General features: G+C 37.5%; 14 protein-coding genes. 8 read left to right on the forward strand and 6 right to left on the reverse strand.

What is annotated here, in order from left to right:
* Window positions 1-126: 126 nt before the first annotated feature.
* From asnS to ACR2MV_RS11230, 3 genes are all read left to right on the forward strand, one after another.
* On the forward strand, window positions 127-1,560 hold the full coding sequence (gene asnS / locus ACR2MV_RS11220; protein WP_434022007.1) for an asparagine--tRNA ligase: 1,434 nt from the start codon (window positions 127-129) through the stop codon (window positions 1,558-1,560).
* 74 nt (window positions 1,561-1,634) lie between these two features.
* The gene (rpoN, locus tag ACR2MV_RS11225) at window positions 1,635-3,089 is read left to right on the forward strand and encodes an RNA polymerase factor sigma-54 (RefSeq protein WP_434022008.1); all 1,455 of its coding nucleotides are present in this window, start codon (window positions 1,635-1,637) and stop codon (window positions 3,087-3,089) included.
* 3 nt (window positions 3,090-3,092) lie between these two features.
* Window positions 3,093-3,701, forward strand: coding sequence for a hypothetical protein (locus ACR2MV_RS11230; protein ID WP_434022009.1), 609 nt, complete (start codon window positions 3,093-3,095; stop codon window positions 3,699-3,701).
* On the opposite strand, the gene ACR2MV_RS11235 is transcribed toward ACR2MV_RS11230, so the two are convergent.
* From ACR2MV_RS11235 to ACR2MV_RS11260, 6 genes are all read right to left on the reverse strand, one after another.
* Complete coding sequence (locus tag ACR2MV_RS11235) at window positions 3,689-4,345, reverse strand: porin family protein (RefSeq protein ID WP_434022010.1); 657 nt, start codon at window positions 4,343-4,345, stop codon at window positions 3,689-3,691. The two genes, ACR2MV_RS11230 and ACR2MV_RS11235, sit on opposite strands and share 13 nt — an antisense overlap.
* A gap of 96 nt (window positions 4,346-4,441) precedes the next feature.
* The gene (locus ACR2MV_RS11240; RefSeq protein WP_434022011.1) at window positions 4,442-5,482 is read right to left on the reverse strand and encodes a hypothetical protein; all 1,041 of its coding nucleotides are present in this window, start codon (window positions 5,480-5,482) and stop codon (window positions 4,442-4,444) included.
* 28 nt (window positions 5,483-5,510) lie between these two features.
* Window positions 5,511-6,674: a M20 family metallopeptidase gene (locus ACR2MV_RS11245; RefSeq protein WP_434022012.1), complete on the reverse strand. Its 1,164-nt coding sequence runs from the start codon at window positions 6,672-6,674 to the stop codon at window positions 5,511-5,513.
* 18 nt (window positions 6,675-6,692) lie between these two features.
* A complete protein-coding gene (locus ACR2MV_RS11250; RefSeq protein ID WP_434022013.1) occupies window positions 6,693-7,307 on the reverse strand; it encodes a flavin reductase in 615 nt (204 codons plus the stop codon).
* 142 nt (window positions 7,308-7,449) lie between these two features.
* Window positions 7,450-9,765, reverse strand: a complete 2,316-nt coding sequence (locus tag ACR2MV_RS11255; RefSeq protein WP_434022014.1) for a sodium-translocating pyrophosphatase — start codon at window positions 9,763-9,765, stop codon at window positions 7,450-7,452.
* A 128-nt stretch (window positions 9,766-9,893) separates the two neighbouring features.
* Complete coding sequence (locus tag ACR2MV_RS11260; protein ID WP_434022015.1) at window positions 9,894-10,421, reverse strand: inorganic diphosphatase; 528 nt, start codon at window positions 10,419-10,421, stop codon at window positions 9,894-9,896.
* Between the two features lie 209 nt (window positions 10,422-10,630).
* Here ACR2MV_RS11260 and ACR2MV_RS11265 point away from each other — a divergent pair, with 209 nt between their 5' ends.
* The 5 genes from ACR2MV_RS11265 to ACR2MV_RS11285 all read left to right on the forward strand — a co-directional run bounded on the left by ACR2MV_RS11265 (window position 10,631) and on the right by ACR2MV_RS11285 (window position 15,932).
* Window positions 10,631-10,885 carry an autorepressor SdpR family transcription factor gene (locus tag ACR2MV_RS11265; RefSeq protein WP_434022016.1) on the forward strand — a complete coding sequence of 85 codons (255 nt, stop codon included), beginning with the start codon at window positions 10,631-10,633 and terminating at the stop codon, window positions 10,883-10,885.
* 2 nt (window positions 10,886-10,887) lie between these two features.
* Entirely contained in the window at window positions 10,888-11,538 is a 651-nt protein-coding gene (locus tag ACR2MV_RS11270) for an SdpI family protein (RefSeq protein WP_434022017.1), read from the forward strand.
* An 8-nt stretch (window positions 11,539-11,546) separates the two neighbouring features.
* The gene (locus ACR2MV_RS11275; RefSeq protein ID WP_434022018.1) at window positions 11,547-12,002 is read left to right on the forward strand and encodes a GNAT family N-acetyltransferase; all 456 of its coding nucleotides are present in this window, start codon (window positions 11,547-11,549) and stop codon (window positions 12,000-12,002) included.
* 54 nt (window positions 12,003-12,056) lie between these two features.
* Window positions 12,057-14,309 carry a serine hydrolase gene (locus ACR2MV_RS11280; protein WP_434022019.1) on the forward strand — a complete coding sequence of 751 codons (2,253 nt, stop codon included), beginning with the start codon at window positions 12,057-12,059 and terminating at the stop codon, window positions 14,307-14,309.
* A 156-nt stretch (window positions 14,310-14,465) separates the two neighbouring features.
* On the forward strand, window positions 14,466-15,932 hold the full coding sequence (locus ACR2MV_RS11285; RefSeq protein ID WP_434022020.1) for a serine hydrolase: 1,467 nt from the start codon (window positions 14,466-14,468) through the stop codon (window positions 15,930-15,932).
* The last annotated feature ends 8 nt before the right edge of the window (window positions 15,933-15,940 follow it).

The following is a 15,940-nucleotide window of genomic DNA, read 5'->3' on the forward strand; positions in this document are numbered from 1 at the left end:
CAGCTTAAAGCTGTGGCAACGCCCTTATTAAAAAGTGGCTATGGTCAATATCTCCTGGAAATATTAAAATAATTATACTTTCTAATTTTTATCGCTTTACGTATCTTTGCCACCAAAATTTTGAGGATGCAGAACTTAAGCGTAGCCGAATTATTACAGGCTGAACATATATTACAGGAAATTCAAATTAAAGGTTGGGTAAAAACTTTTAGAAGTAATCGATTTATTGCCTTAAATGATGGTTCCACCATCAAAAATATACAATGTGTCATTGATTTTGAAAACACGTCTGAGGAGGTCTTAAAACAAATCAATACCGGAGCTGCCATTGACGTAAAAGGTGTGTTGGTAGAAAGTCAGGGAAAAGGTCAAACTGTTGAGATCCAGGTTTCAGAAATTACCATTTTAGGAGCTTCGAATCCGGATGAATATCCGATTCAACCTAAAAAGCATACCATGGAATTTTTGCGTGAAAATGCGCATCTGAGAATTCGGACCAATACATTTAGTGCCGTCATGAGGATACGATCTATACTATCCTTTGCCATCCATCAGTATTTCATAAACAATGGTTTTCACTATTTTCATGCACCCATCATTACCGGTTCTGATGCCGAAGGAGCAGGAGAAATGTTTAGTGTATCCACGTTAGACAAGAAAAACCCACCGCTTACAGAGGAAGGGAATATTGATTTTAAAGAAGACTTTTTTGGTAAGGAAACCAACCTTACGGTTTCTGGTCAGTTAGAGGCTGAAACTTATGCGATGGCCTTAGGAAAAGTCTATACCTTTGGACCTACATTTAGAGCCGAAAACTCAAATACCTCAAGGCATTTAGCAGAATTTTGGATGGTAGAACCAGAAGTCGCTTTCAACGATCTGGATGCCAATATGGATCTCAGTGAAGATTTTATCAAATACATCCTGGGGTATATTTTAGAGCATTGTAAAGATGACCTGGAATTCCTTGAAAAAAGGCTGTTGGATGAAGAAAAATCCAAACCGGCAATTGAACGGAGCGACATGCCTTTACGAGAAAAATTAAAGTTTGTCATTGATAACAATTTTAAGAGAGTGAGCTATACGGAGGCCATTGATATTCTGAAAAACTCCAAGCCAAATAAAAAGAAAAAATTTAAATTCCCTATCAATGAATGGGGTGCCGATTTACAGAGTGAACATGAGCGCTTCTTAGTTGAAAAGCATTTTAAATCACCCGTGATCTTATTTGATTACCCTGCCAATATCAAAGCATTTTATATGCGCCTCAACGATGATGGCAAAACGGTTAGAGCCATGGATGTGCTGTTTCCTGGTATTGGAGAAATCGTAGGAGGAAGTCAAAGAGAAGAAAGGCTTGATGTTCTAAAAGAAAAAATTGAGGCCTTAGGCATTGATGAAAAGGAATTATGGTGGTATTTGGATCTCAGAAAATTTGGAACCGCTACCCATTCAGGTTTTGGTCTTGGATTTGAACGAATGGTTCAATTCGCCACAGGAATGAGCAATATCAGAGATGTAATTCCGTTCCCAAGAACACCTCAAAGCGCTGAATTCTAGAACTTGCCTGTAAATTGGTCCATAAACGGTTTGGAAGTTCTTTTTTTGTAACTTAGGCTTGATTAATATCTCATATGTTAAAACAAAGTTTACAACAAAAACTCCAGCAAAAATTATCTCCTCAACAGATTCAGTTGATGAAGTTAATTCAACTTCCTACACAGGCTTTTGAACAAAAGCTGAGCCAGGAAATTGAAGAAAATCCTGCCTTGGAAAGTGGCAAGGAAGCTGTGGATGAGTTTCAGGATAATTCAAATGATGACTATGATGATACCGGAACGGAAACCATTGAAACGGATATCAATATAGACGACTATCTGAGTGACGATGAGATTCCCAGTTATAAACTTCAGGCAAACAACTATAGCAGTGATGATGACGATAATAGAATTCCTTATTCCGGAGGAATTACTTTTAACCAGCACCTGAGCAACCAGCTTCATACTTTTAGTCTCGAACCGGAACAAGAACTCATTGCTGAGTTTATGATTGGTTGTATTGATGATAACGGGTATATCAGAAGAACAATAGAGGATATTATTGATGATCTGGCCTTCTCTGAAAACATTTATACGTCAAACGAAGAGGTGGAAAAAATATTGACCCTCGTACAACAACTGGACCCTGCAGGCGTGGGTGCCCGATCTTTAAAAGAATGTTTGATTCTGCAATTGGACCGTAAAGAGGAGAACAAAGAACGAATTTTAGCCAAGGAGATTTTAAATACATCCTTCGATCAATTTGTTAAAAAACACTATATCAAATTATCTCAGAAGTTCAACATCAGTATGGAAGAGCTGAAAGGGGCCATCAAGGAGATTGAAAAACTAAATCCAAAGCCCGGAGGAGCTTTCTCAGGCAATTTAACGGTCATTGAACATATTGTACCTGATTTCACCATACGAATCAATGAAGGTAATTTAGAACTTAGTTTAAACGCCAGAAACGCACCTGATCTTCATATCTCAAAAGAATACGATAATATGCTCAAAGGCTATGCTGAGTCTAAAGATAAATCAAAATCTCAAAAAGATGCCGTCCTGTTCATCAAGCAAAAACTGGATGCCGCCAAATGGTTTATAGATGCGATCAAACAGCGTCAGCAGACACTTATGATCACCATGAACGCCATCATGCATTATCAAAAAGAATTCCTGTTAACGGGAGATGAAAGAAAGTTAAAACCGATGGTTCTTAAAGATATTGCCGACCAGATACATATGGATGTATCAACCGTTTCAAGAGTGGCAAACAGTAAATATGCAGATACTCCCTATGGCACCAAACTTGTCAAAGATTTTTTCTCAGAATCGATGAAGAACGATCAGGGCGAAGACATTTCGACCAGAGAAATCAAAAAAATTCTTCAGAATGAAATCGACAAGGAGGATAAGAAAAAACCACTTACCGATGAGAAATTATCGAAAGTTTTAAAAGAAAGTGGTTATCTTATCGCCCGAAGAACAGTTGCAAAATACCGCGAACAGCTTGACATTCCGGTGGCGCGACTCAGAAAAAAGATTCTTTAGTTTATGTTTTTCTATAAATTCATTTCCTACGTATTACACCCCTTGCTATTCTCCTTTCTGGGTAGTTTCTTATACTTGTATTTGAGTCCAAAACATATTCTGAAACAACAGGAATATATAATTCTCCTTGTTGTTTTTATAAGCACCTATATCGTTCCGATTCTCTTACTGGCTTTATTAAAAAGAGTCAATATGATCAGTGATTATCACTTAAGAAATATTGAAGAGCGAAAATTTCCCATCTTGTTTTTTATCATGCTTTCCTTTCTCCTGGGAAGAGCCATGGTGAGCACGCGCATTGCTGATCTGCTTGCTTTTTCATTTTTTGGAGTGGCCTTTGCCTTAAGCTTTACGTATTTACTCTTTAATATAAAGATTAAAACCAGTTTACATACCTTGGGGATAGGTGGTCTGATTGGCTTTGTAATGGTTATGAGCTATGAATATCGATTAAATTTTAATTCGCTTTTAGCAGGTTTATTTATCATAGCAGGATTCATAGGGGTATCGAGGCTGGCACTCAACGCACATCGACCTAAAGAAGTGTATATAGGCTTTTTACTTGGAGTAATCTCACAGTTTATTAGCTTTCAAATCTATCAGAATATATAGAATATCAAGCCAATTCTAAAGTCTGAGATATTGATTTGATAATCATTTAGCTCTGTTTCATTGAACAGGTCATTTAAACCATAATACAGGTGGAGATTCCATTTGTTATATCCAGCTGAAAAAGTAAGTCCGTAAATAAATTGGTTGATATCGATAATATCGCTTACGTCAAAATCTGCTGATCTGCTAAAGCTGGTATTATTTGCAAATACATAGGCCAGTTTAACCCCGGGATAAAATCGCCAAAACTTATATTTCAAAGGAGTTGAATTTCGAAACCTCAACTCTATAGGCAACTCAACCGTATGTAGAATTATTTTGTTGTTTTTAATAATGGCATCTGTTTCCGAAGGATCAATGGCATCCAATTCAACATTGAAATAATAATTATTGAATCCATAACCTATTCCCGCACCAAGGCCGACATTCCGACCAGCATTTAAAGGAAAGTCCTTAATGAAACCCCCAGCCAGTCCGAACGAAAATCCTGATTGAGAAACTCTATCAGGTAAATTCAACATATGAATATAGGTCAGGTTAAAATATAGCTGGTCTTCAAGGTACTTATTATCAACAAAAGTACTGTCTTTCTGAGCGTGGATAAAACCTGTAAAAAGAAGGATAAATAGGGCGACCTTACGCATAGTACTTTATTGTGAAAATCAAAGGTAACTTATTCAGGCAGATTTCCCAAAAGTGATTTTTTGATAGGACAATAAAAATCAAATCAGGTATTAATCTTAAACCCCTGCCAGATCTGGGCTTAATTTTCTACCCAGTTTTTTTGATAATATCTCTCTCAATTCAACTGAAGTTTTAGGGTCAATTAAATTGAGTGCCTTTACCCCACATAGTTTTTCTATTAAATCTGAGCCGGCAAACGTATTGGTAGCAATACCGCTCACGATATCAGGCTTCAACTTAAAACTTTTCATGACACCATACACAGCATATGGATCAGAGGCACATAATACGGTACATTTTACACAGTCTTTTAATTCTTCAAAAGCAATGTCTCCATTATAAGGTTCTAAGGGTGATGCCCCGAGTTCAATCACTGCCACATCCGCCTGAATATCATACACATGGCTCAGTAGCAGTCTTAGCTTTTTTCTAAATTTTTCTCGCGGATAAATAGAAGAAGGCAAGCCAACATCTACAAAATCAAAAATATGACTCGCTCCGACATCTTTTAAAGATAAGGTATCACGGAATCTACTTGCGCCAGTTAATTTTCCGGCAACTATTTTTAAACCGGCTCGTTTCAATTGATTCACGATGATTCTCGCTACAGTGGTTTTGCCGGCTGACATAGATGTCCCTACCAATAAAATAACCGGTAACTCAAATTTCTTATAAGGTACCTCTTTTACATAATCATCCATTTTACAAACATGATCCTCTAAGAAAATATGACCCATGTATTCAATTTCGATCAAATTAGAGAGGTAAACTGATTTTGATGTGCATTTTCCCATCAAACCTCCACCAGTCAATAAATGCATCATTCCATCCTCTTCTACCTCTTTCCAGGAGCCTGTGGCTTCTAATGTAGCATATCTTTCCCCCAGGGCACCTGCTACCAAATCCTCTTTCATAAAGCTTCTCATCCTGCCATTGATCAATTCCAACTTCATCTGGTCATGTCCCGGATTTGTAATTCTTCCAATCACATAATCTCCTGTTTTCCACTTTACTTTTTCCAGTTTCTTTACTTCAAATTTCCTTTCATCCAAATCACTAATTCGTAACATTGAAGAAAATATATATGTTGAATTCATAGGGCTGTTTTATAGATTAGACGTTCATTTATTCTTTGATATCTTCAGACAAAAGAAGCATGGTTAGCAAGGCAGTTCTTTCAATCAGCTTGTCCTTAAAGATAAATTCATGTCTTGCATGTGCACCGTCTCCCACAGTTCCTAAACCATCAAGGGTTGCCGTATACAAGCTGGTGGTATTCCCATCAGATCCTCCACCCGCAACTGCCTGTTCAAGATGTAAATCCATGTTTTGCGCTATGTTTTGCGCCAGTAGCCAAAGCTTTTGATTCCTACTGGTTCTTTCCATTGGTGGTCTGCCAAATCCTCCACTGATATGAAGAGTTGCTCCTTTATGCTTTGGTTTTAAGTTAAATATTTCCTCTTGGATATAAGCAGCATCTACCATATTATGTACCCTAACATCCACCACAGCTTTGCTTTCTTCAGCAATAACATTGGCTGATGATCCTCCTTGAATCATTCCGACATTTACGGTGATTCCTTTCTCAAAGTCATTTAATTTAAATAAATCTTGAATTTGATGCGAAAGTTCAACAATGGCGCTTATGCCTTCATTAGGATTCAATCCTGCATGAGCGGGCTTTCCTGTAACGTTTAACGTGAATTTCCCAATGCCTTTACGAGCCGTTTTAAGTTTGCCTTCAAAACCGAGTGGTGGCTCCAAAATAAAAGCCCTGCTCGCTACTTTTGCTATTTTTTTTATAATTTCTGATGACTCGAAACTTCCAATCTCTTCATCTGAATTTATGATAATCACGGGGCTTAGATGACAGCTTAATCCAAGTTCTTTGATGGCTTTTAAGGCAAAGATGATTTGAGTAATTCCGGCTTTCATATCAAAAACACCCGGGCCAGATAGCTTCTCATTCAAATCCACAATAGGCATCTGTTGAAGGGTATCGCAACTCCAGACGGTATCACAGTGACCAATTAGGAGCTGAACCGGCAAAGACTTATTTCTGGCTTTCGGTCTGGCATATAAAAAGCCTCCTGTTTTTATTCCTGGGAAAACACTTGCATCGAAAGCCATATTTTCCAAACTGTCCTTTAAGAATTTTAGGATCTCTTGCTGACATTCCGGTTGCCTCGAAGGGCTTTCTTTGGCCACAAGTTTCTTTAAAAAATCTATCATTTCTTCTTGATGATCTCTTAAATATGTTTCAATATGTGGGGTCGCTGAAATTTTCATTTCACGCTGATTTATATCTTATCTCTGAAAATCCTTCGGATAGGGATATGCTAGTGTTTCATGGATATTGGCAAACCTGCCTGGTGCTATATAAGCCAACAAAGGGTGATCATATATTTGCTTTTGATGACCTTCATCCGACACTATTTTATAATTTTTATGTACTCGGGCACTTCGAATTCTACCGGTTATAATACTGTAATCATCAAATCCATCAATAATTTGATGCAAGGCACAATCCAACATGACATAGGAATCTTGTACAAATATCACCTCTCCGTCTTCACTTAACAAAGTTGGTATCTGATTTGTAATTTCTTGAGAAAAATCCTTGACTGCACATCTGGGTATGGCCGCCAGAGATGACAATAGAATTTGATCCGGCTTAACAAAGCTTACAGAAAACCTAGAATGCTTCTTAATATTTTGGTATGTATTATGACGGGCTGTACATACAAATCCAAAAAAATCTGAAAAGCCTAATGGAGTGGCCATGTGTTTAGGAGCAAGATCAAAGCCTTGCGACTCTTTTGAGCCAATAACCACCAAAGGAGCTACCGTATAAAAGTGTTCCCAGATAGAATCTTTTAATTCTAAAGAAATAAAATCTTTTAAAGGATCTGTTGCTTGCATACCATACTTCATTTTACTCAAAACCCTATCTCTAAAGTTAGTAAAAAAGCCGGCTTAAAACAACTTTTACAGCCTATTATTTGATGCAAAAAAAAAGATGCAAACCATTGGTTTGCATCTTTTCTATCATTTTAAAGAAAGTTTATAATTCTTCCTTTTTCTCCTCAGCAACCTTTGCCTCAGTTGCTTTCTCAGCTTCTTCAGCGCTGCTTTCTTCTAATGTTATGGTCGTCTCATCAGTAACTACAGTTCCTTCAGCAGTTTCAGAAACAACAACTTGTTCCGTAACTGTCAAAGTTTCCATATTATGAGCCGTAATTTCATCCGCATTCAAGGCGATACTTGGGGCTATTACTAAAGCAACAACCGACATCAACTTTAAAAGAATGTTCAAAGACGGTCCAGAAGTATCCTTAAATGGATCTCCTACCGTATCTCCAACCACCGCTGCTTTATGAGCTGCAGTACCTTTTTTACCTTGTTCTTCAATCATTTTCTTTGCATTATCCCACGCACCTCCGGCATTTGATTGAAAAATTGCCATTAAAACGCCACAAGTAGTTACTCCGGCAAGCAGTCCTCCTAACATTTCAGCACCTCCTACAAATCCGATCAATACCGGAACTGCAATGGCTAATAAACCAGGTAGAACCATTTCTCTAATAGAAGCCTGTGTAGAAATCTCAACACATTTATCATATTCAGCAACACCATCAGCAGCATCAAATATCACTCTATCTTCCTTCGAAGCTTTAGACATATCTGAATCGTATTTTCTCATCACTTCCAAAGCAGCGTGCAAAGCAGGTATATCTCTAAACTGACGTCTTACTTCTTCAATCATTGCCATAGCAGCTCTACCCACAGCGTTCATTGATAAGGCAGAGAATACAAAAGGAAGCATCCCTCCTACTAATAAACCGGCCATAATTTTTGGTTGAGAAACATCAATTGCGGTTACATTCGCTGTTTTCATAAAAGCAGCAAATAAGGCAAGAGCCGTAAGTGCAGCAGAAGCAATGGCAAATCCTTTACCAATCGCAGCTGTTGTATTCCCTACAGCATCCAATTTATCTGTTCTTTCACGAACTTCTTTTGGCAATTCTGCCATTTCAGCAATTCCACCCGCATTGTCAGAAATAGGACCGTATGCATCTACTGCTAATTGAATACCTGTGTTTGCAAGCATTCCTACTGCAGCAATGGCAATACCATATAATCCGGCAAAGTGATGCGAAATAATAATGGCAGCTGCTATCAACAAAATCGGAACAGCAGTCGACATCATACCCACACCTAAGCCGGCAATAATATTTGTCGCAGAACCTGTTTCAGATTGCTCAACAATTGAATTGACCGGTTTTGTTCCGGTTCCTGTATAATATTCAGTGATCTTACCAACTCCAAAGCCGGCAATCAATCCAGAAAGTATGGCAAAAAACACGCCATTACTTGTATAATCAACACCGTCATAAACCCATTCGGCAGGAATCATTTCCATAGTGATAAAATAGGCTGCTATAATCATCAATCCTCCTGAACCAAATTCTCCAAGATTTAATGCCTTATGCGGACTTCCGCCATCTTTTACTCGCACAAAGAACGTACCTACAATGGACATTAAGATACCAACTGCCGCAAGGACCAAAGGTAAATATACCGCTCCCAGTCCTGCAAAATCCGGCGTTATAATAAATGCTCCCAGTACCATTGTACCTATAATAGAGCCTACGTAAGATTCGAATAAATCTGCTCCCATTCCGGCAACATCTCCCACATTGTCACCAACGTTATCTGCAATTGTTGCAGGGTTTAACGGGTGATCCTCAGGAATACCTGCCTCAACCTTACCTACTAAATCTGCTCCTACATCGGCAGCCTTTGTATAGATTCCACCACCAACTCTTGCAAACAAGGCAATTGATGAAGCTCCCAAAGAGAAGCCTGAAAGTACATTCAGTACCATTGCTAGGTTTTCTTCACCTGGCCATATTCCTTGGTACACCATAAAAAGGCCACTCAAGCCTAATACACCAAGACCAACTACTCCCAGCCCCATAACTGCTCCACCGGCAAAGGCCACTTCCAGCGCACTTCCAAGAGAAGTTCTTGCAGCTTGTGTCGTTCTTACATTTGCTTTTGTTGCGGCTTTCATTCCAATAAACCCGGCAAGAGCCGAACAAATTGCACCAACGATAAAAGACAGCGCTACCATTCCATGTGACCCAGCTTCGTTTGATCCTTTGAAATAAAGTAAAACTGCAACTGCAACCACAAAAATCGCTAAAATCTTGTACTCAGCTTTTAGAAAAGACATGGCCCCATCAGCAATGTGTTTAGCAATTTTCGACATTTTTTCATTTCCTTCGTCTTGTTTAGCAACCCAGGCATTTTTGACAAATACAAATACCAGTGCCAGTATCCCAAACAACCACAAATAATTTACGATTAATTCCATTTTTAAGTGTTAGATTTTTAAGTGATTTTATTTTTAAAGGTGCTAAATGTAAGCAATATTGGGAGATAAAAAAAACCACCATATATAAATGGTGGTTCCTATATTAAATTCAAAAAAAAGTCTTTCCTCTAAATCGTAAAAGTTCTCTTTTTCTTGTGTTCACTTTCATCGTAACGAGTCACACATTCATGGTAAATTTTAATAGCTTCTTCGGCATTTCCCCATCCTCCGGTATCAACTTTTTTCTTTTCTAAGTCCTTATATACCTTAAAAAAATGCTCGATCTCTTTTAGTCTGTGTGGATTCAAATCTGCGATGTCCATCCTCTTATTGTAAATTGGGTCATCTACAGGAACACAAATTATTTTTTCATCTGGTCCTTTTTCATCCGTCATATGAAAAACTCCTATAGGTCTGACTTCCATCACAACCATAGGATAACTTGGTTCAGCACATAATACCAAAACGTCTAAAGGATCCTTATCAAGTGCTAAGGTTTCAGGAATAAAACCATAATCACCAGGATACATCATAGATGAAAACAACATTCTGTCAAAACGAATTTTATGTAAAGTAAAATCGTATTCATATTTATTTCTACTTCCTTTTGGGATTTCAATTAGAACGTCAAATGTGACTTTTTTCTTAGCACTCATATATTTAAATTTTTTGCAAAAATACAACTTTCAATGACTTGGGCGGTTCAATTAGCGATAAATTGACCGTTAATTCCTGTAAAAGACGTTGAAAGCAGCTGATTTTATGGATGTTTTTCTCCAAGGTTATAAAATCATTAAGAATTAAAGTGTTCAAAATTTGAATAATTCAAAAAGTATTTAGATATTTGTCTAAATACCTAATTAAAATGAATTCCCTGTTCAAAGCACTTAATGATGAGACGAGAAGACAAATTATTGATCTGCTCAAAGACGGTGATATGAATGCGGGTGAAATATCAGAACACTTTAACATTTCCAAACCCAGCATTTCGCACCATCTGGATATTCTCAAAAGGGCCGACCTGATCAGTAGTGTTAAAAAAGGTCAATTTGTTCATTATTCATTGAATACCAGTATTTTGGAAGATTTACTTTCATGGATCCTCACCCTAAAAAAATAAGTATGAAAACAAGTATACAAAAAGAGATACCTCTTATAGCAATTGTTGCAGCACCTTTTATTTATTTGGCTTCCGTTTGGCAAGATTTACCTCAAAATGTTCCTGTGCACTGGGATGTGAATGGAGAGATTGATCGTTACGGAGATAAATTGGAACTGGTATTAATCCCTTTTTTATTACCTCTTCTGGTATATGCAATTTTCTCATTGGTTCCTTTTATCGATCCAAAAGGAAAAATTCAGCAAATGGGAAATAAGTATTTTATGCTGAAAGCGGCGATGACCATTTTTATGTCTGTTTTAGCCATGATAATAATTTATGCAGTGAAAAACGAAAGCCTCTACAACCCGAACTATATTGTTTTACTAATCGGAATATTAATCCTTATTCTGGGCAATTACTTTAAAACCCTCCGTGCTAATTATTTTATTGGTATTCGAACTCCGTGGACTCTGGAAAATGAAACTGTCTGGAAAGCAACCCATAAACTGGCCGGAAAGATCTGGTTTGCGGGTGGCTTGGTGATCATACTATGTAGTATTTTGTTAGACAAGAAATTAAACTTCAATATTTTTATAGGGATTATCATACTTATTAGTTTAACTCCCGTAATCTATTCCTTTATTAAATACAAGCAATTGTCTCATTCTTGATTGTTGGCATGATTACTTCACTCGACCATCATCAGCCCGAACTCAGTTCAAAAATCTATCGCATCTTTCAAAGATCATATGCCGTTGAAGCCGCCATATTAAACTGTGAAGATTTCCCTCCGTTGAAACGAACTATGAATGCCATTCAGGAAAGCAGCACACAATTTTACGGCTATTATGATCAGTCAGAACTCAAAGCTGTTATGGAACTGGAAGAGGCAGAAAATCATGTACATATCAGAAGTTTAACCGTCGATCCTGCATTTTTCAGAAAGGGAATAGGCTTTAAATTATTAGGATTTGTGAAGCAAACGTTTACCGCGCAACGAATCACAGTAGAGACGGGAAATGAGAATCAGCCTGCTGTCGATTTTTATATTAAATTTGGATTTAAGAAGGATCGAGTCTGGATGACAGCGTTTGGTATTGAAAAAGCCTCATTTACCTTACAAAAAAGTCCTTAAACTGATTTTGAGATTAAATAAATTCTTTATTGCCACCCCTGACAAGAAAAACGTATGCTGCTAACAAAACACTGGATCGCAATTCTGTTTCTTGGTCTTGGCTTGGTGACAAACGGTCAAAAATTAGTACTTACGGGGTATGTATATGATGCCGAAACTAAGGCACCCCTGCCTTTTGCAAATATATCATCGAAGTCCCATACGATTGGTACCGCATCCAACTCAAATGGAGCTTTCAAACTAATCATTCCTGCTGAACTAAAATCAGACAGTCTGGTGGTCTCTTTTATTGGATATACGTCACATACAATCCCCATACCGGCAACTTCTCAAAGCGTCGAAATTGATTTACAAAAAGAACAGACAGAATTAACAGAGGTTGTTCTTAAGGGTTTTACCGCAGAAACTATTGTCAAAAAAGCCCTGGATCGGATTGCTGACAATTATTTTAAAGAAGCCTATATCAGTACAGGTTTTTACAGAGTGAGTTCTCAAAAAGATCAGGAATATATTCATCTTTCCGAAGCCGTCTTTGATGTCTATCATTCAAAAACAGCAAAGCCATATCGACAGTTGCGATTGGATAAGAAAAGATCTGTCAAAGATGAAGAAGCCTCCAAAGGTATCGATTTAGGACTGAGTCCTTCAGGAGTTTACGGTTTTGATATTGTCAATAATGTTGACGACATGGATTTTCTGAATAAAAAAGGGCTTAAAACACATACCTTCGTCATTGACGGCCATATGATGGTTGACGGCAAAGAAGCCTACAAGGTGTCCTTCGATCAAAAATCATCAAATATTGCCGGATATAAAGGCTATATGCTTATTGACAAATCAAATTATGCCTTTCTTTATTTCGATTTTGGTCTCAGTCCTAAGGGAGTTAAAAACTACAAATACGGGGATGCCGGGTTAAGAGCCCTGATGAAGATTATTGGTATTCAGATTTCGATGAGTAAGAACCAATATCAAATCGAATATAAAAAAATTGACGGCCGTTATTATTTGAATAAGGTAGGCAATGACGCCAGTTTACATTTTAAAAGCGACCGAAATCATTATAATTTTAAAGCCGATACCCGAGTAGACTATATTGTAAATTACCACCAGTTTGACAGCGTTTCTCAGTTCTCAAATGAAGAATCTTTAAAAAAAGGTACATTAATTGAAGAGCAGGCTTCGCATCTGAATCCTGATTTTTGGAAAGAGTACACCATCATAGTGCCCACCCAAAATTTTTCCGCCATCGCAAAAACCCTGGCTGCAAATAATCAGGCAAATGATCTTAGAATTCAAGCCGAAGAATATATCTCCAAGCTTCCTAAAGATTCTCACCTTAGAATTGATAGTTTGCTACAGTTTTTCAATAAGTTAGGTCAATTTAACGGCACTGCACTCATTTATCAGGAGGGTGCAACGCTGCTGAACAAAAGCTATAACAGCTCGATAACAAATAACGCTGTTAATTCCCAGTTCAGAATAGGCTCATTGAGTAAAACTTTTACCGCCATGCTGATCATGCAATTAGAAAATGAGGGTAAACTCCATTTTTCTGACCCTGTTTCCAAATTTTTACCTGACTACGCCCATGGTAAAATTACCATAGATCAATTATTGAGTCATCAATCAGGGATTCCTGATTATCTGGACAAGAAGGAATATGCAGCAAAGATACTATCAGGCTCCTATCAATTAGATGAACTTGTACTTCATTTTTGCAGTGATTCTCTAGAATTCAACCCTGGAAGTCGTTTTGATTATTCAAATTCAAATTTTACAGTTTTGGCTTTAATTGCAGAAAGAATCGATGGCAATGATTTTGGTAAAATGCTGAATACGCGAATTTTTGACCCTCTTGAAATGACAGCTACTTATTTCGGATCGGCAAAAGACAGTTCAAATGTAACAACTGCTTTTCTCTATGGAGATCCTGAACCCAATTACCATCCGGAAAATGTAGCCGGAGCCGGAGGAATTACCTCCACTGTCACCGATTTATTGAAGTGGAGTCTGGCTTTAGACACCGAAATACTATTGCCAAATAACAAAAAAGAAATCCTATTTAAACCAAGAATTAAATATACCGACTGGGATGCCTATTATGGCTATGGCTGGATGATCGATGATTTTAAATTCTCTTCCTCTAAAAAACATACAATTGTATACCATCCCGGGACTGACCTTGGTTTCTATTGCATGTTCTTAAAACAGGCTGATACTGATATCACCATCATTTTGTGGAATAATACCGGGGAATTTCCACGATTTGAAATAACTGACATTATACTTGATGAATTAAATTAGCATGCCTTCTTTTCAAATTCCTGGTCTGCCATTCAACATAAATGATTTTAATTTTTTTGTAACCAAAAGGCCTTTCCACAGTCATTTAATAGTCAAACAGATAAATTTTGGATTAATCTGTATCTTTAAACAGTATAACTAACTAATAATCTCCCCATGAATTCAATAAAAAGCCTACGTCTATTTCTCTTTACTTTTATAGGTGCGTCAATCGTATTTACTTTCGACGTTTCGGCCCAATCACATAAAGATAAAATTGATGCACTACTTCATAAGTATAAAGAATACGAACAATTTAACGGTTCGGTTTTGGTCGCTGATCAGGGAGAGTTGATATTAAGTGGAGGCTATGGAATGGCAAATATGGAATGGGATATGGAAAATGATGCTGAAACAAAGCACCGTCTTGGCTCAATCAGTAAACAGTTTACCTCCATGTTAATCATGCTGTTGGTAGCGGAAGGAAAATTAGATCTGCAGGTTCCTATAACTACGTATCTAACGGATTATCCGAAAAATACAGGTGATCTAATAAACACGCACCAGCTGCTTACTCATAGTTCCGGAATTCCAAACTATACTTCTTTCCCTAATTTCTTTGATGAAAAAAGTCGCAATCCGTATGAAGTTGATGTCTTTATTGGTGAATTCTCAGATCTTGAACTGGAATTCGAACCTGGTGGCAAATTCAGATATAGCAATTCCGGATATTTTTTACTTGGCGCCATTATCGAGAAAATTACGGGAAACAGCTATGAGCAGGAATTACATGATCGCATTTTTACACCTTTAAATATGAACAATACTGGTTTTGACCACCATGCTACCATCTTGAAAAAAAGAGCGGCTGGCTATGAGAAAAATGGCAATAACTATTCAAATGCCAACTACCTTGACATGTCGATTCCGTATGCAGCAGGATCACTTTATTCAACGGCAGATGATCTTTATATCTGGGATCAGGCATTACGTAATAATACCTTGCTGTCAAAAGAGAATGCAGATCTTATGTTTGGCGAACATATAAAGGCCTGGGGGGGATTTTACGGCTATGGTTGGGGAATTCAAAAGAGGTATTCTGACTCAAAAAAAGATACTGTCATGGAGTATTCACACGGAGGAGGGATCAACGGTTTTAATACCTTAATTACACGAGTTCCGGCTGAAAAAAACGTTGTAATTCTATTAAATAATACGGGCAGAGTAGCTTTGAATGATATTGCAAGAGCTATCAATGCAATTCTTGATGACAAACCATACAAAATGCCAAAATTATCTATTGCCAATGCGCTGTTAGAAACATATTCAAATGAAGGAGTTGCAAAGGGCAGGGAACAATATGAAGCCTTAAAAGACAATACAGAATACAAGCTCGATGAAGGTGATATGAATCGGGCTGGATACAGCCTGTTACAAAATGGCAAAAAAAAGGAAGCCATCGATATTTTTAGTATCAATGTAATGGAATTTCCAAAATCATCAAACACTTATGATAGTCTGGGTGAAGCGTACCTTGAAGATGGTCAAAAAGAACTTGCGTTGAAAAATTATAAAAAAGCTTTTGAGATGAATCCAAAAAATGTCAATGCCAAGAAGATTATAACTTCACTTGAAGAGGAATAGCACCTTTC

Origin of the sequence: Lutimonas sp. (assembly GCF_051011215.1) — a bacterium.
Classification (GTDB): domain Bacteria; phylum Bacteroidota; class Bacteroidia; order Flavobacteriales; family Flavobacteriaceae; genus Lutimonas.

Excerpts from the sequence above, each read along its gene's own strand:
- ACR2MV_RS11260 (WP_434022015.1), bottom strand. The coding sequence starts at position 10,421 with ATGAGTGCTAAGAAAAAAGTCACATTTGACGTTCTAATTGAAATCCCA.
- rpoN (WP_434022008.1), top strand. The coding sequence starts at position 1,635 with ATGTTAAAACAAAGTTTACAACAAAAACTCCAGCAAAAATTATCTCCT.
- ACR2MV_RS11250 (WP_434022013.1), bottom strand. The coding sequence starts at position 7,307 with ATGCAAGCAACAGATCCTTTAAAAGATTTTATTTCTTTAGAATTAAAA.
- ACR2MV_RS11240 (WP_434022011.1), bottom strand. The coding sequence starts at position 5,482 with ATGAATTCAACATATATATTTTCTTCAATGTTACGAATTAGTGATTTG.
- ACR2MV_RS11255 (WP_434022014.1), bottom strand. The coding sequence starts at position 9,765 with ATGGAATTAATCGTAAATTATTTGTGGTTGTTTGGGATACTGGCACTG.
- ACR2MV_RS11230 (WP_434022009.1), top strand. The coding sequence starts at position 3,093 with ATGTTTTTCTATAAATTCATTTCCTACGTATTACACCCCTTGCTATTC.
- ACR2MV_RS11265 (WP_434022016.1), top strand. The coding sequence starts at position 10,631 with ATGAATTCCCTGTTCAAAGCACTTAATGATGAGACGAGAAGACAAATT.
- ACR2MV_RS11245 (WP_434022012.1), bottom strand. The coding sequence starts at position 6,674 with ATGAAAATTTCAGCGACCCCACATATTGAAACATATTTAAGAGATCAT.
- asnS (WP_434022007.1), top strand. The coding sequence starts at position 127 with ATGCAGAACTTAAGCGTAGCCGAATTATTACAGGCTGAACATATATTA.
- ACR2MV_RS11275 (WP_434022018.1), top strand. The coding sequence starts at position 11,547 with ATGATTACTTCACTCGACCATCATCAGCCCGAACTCAGTTCAAAAATC.
- ACR2MV_RS11285 (WP_434022020.1), top strand. The coding sequence starts at position 14,466 with ATGAATTCAATAAAAAGCCTACGTCTATTTCTCTTTACTTTTATAGGT.
- ACR2MV_RS11280 (WP_434022019.1), top strand. The coding sequence starts at position 12,057 with ATGCTGCTAACAAAACACTGGATCGCAATTCTGTTTCTTGGTCTTGGC.
- ACR2MV_RS11270 (WP_434022017.1), top strand. The coding sequence starts at position 10,888 with ATGAAAACAAGTATACAAAAAGAGATACCTCTTATAGCAATTGTTGCA.
- ACR2MV_RS11235 (WP_434022010.1), bottom strand. The coding sequence starts at position 4,345 with ATGCGTAAGGTCGCCCTATTTATCCTTCTTTTTACAGGTTTTATCCAC.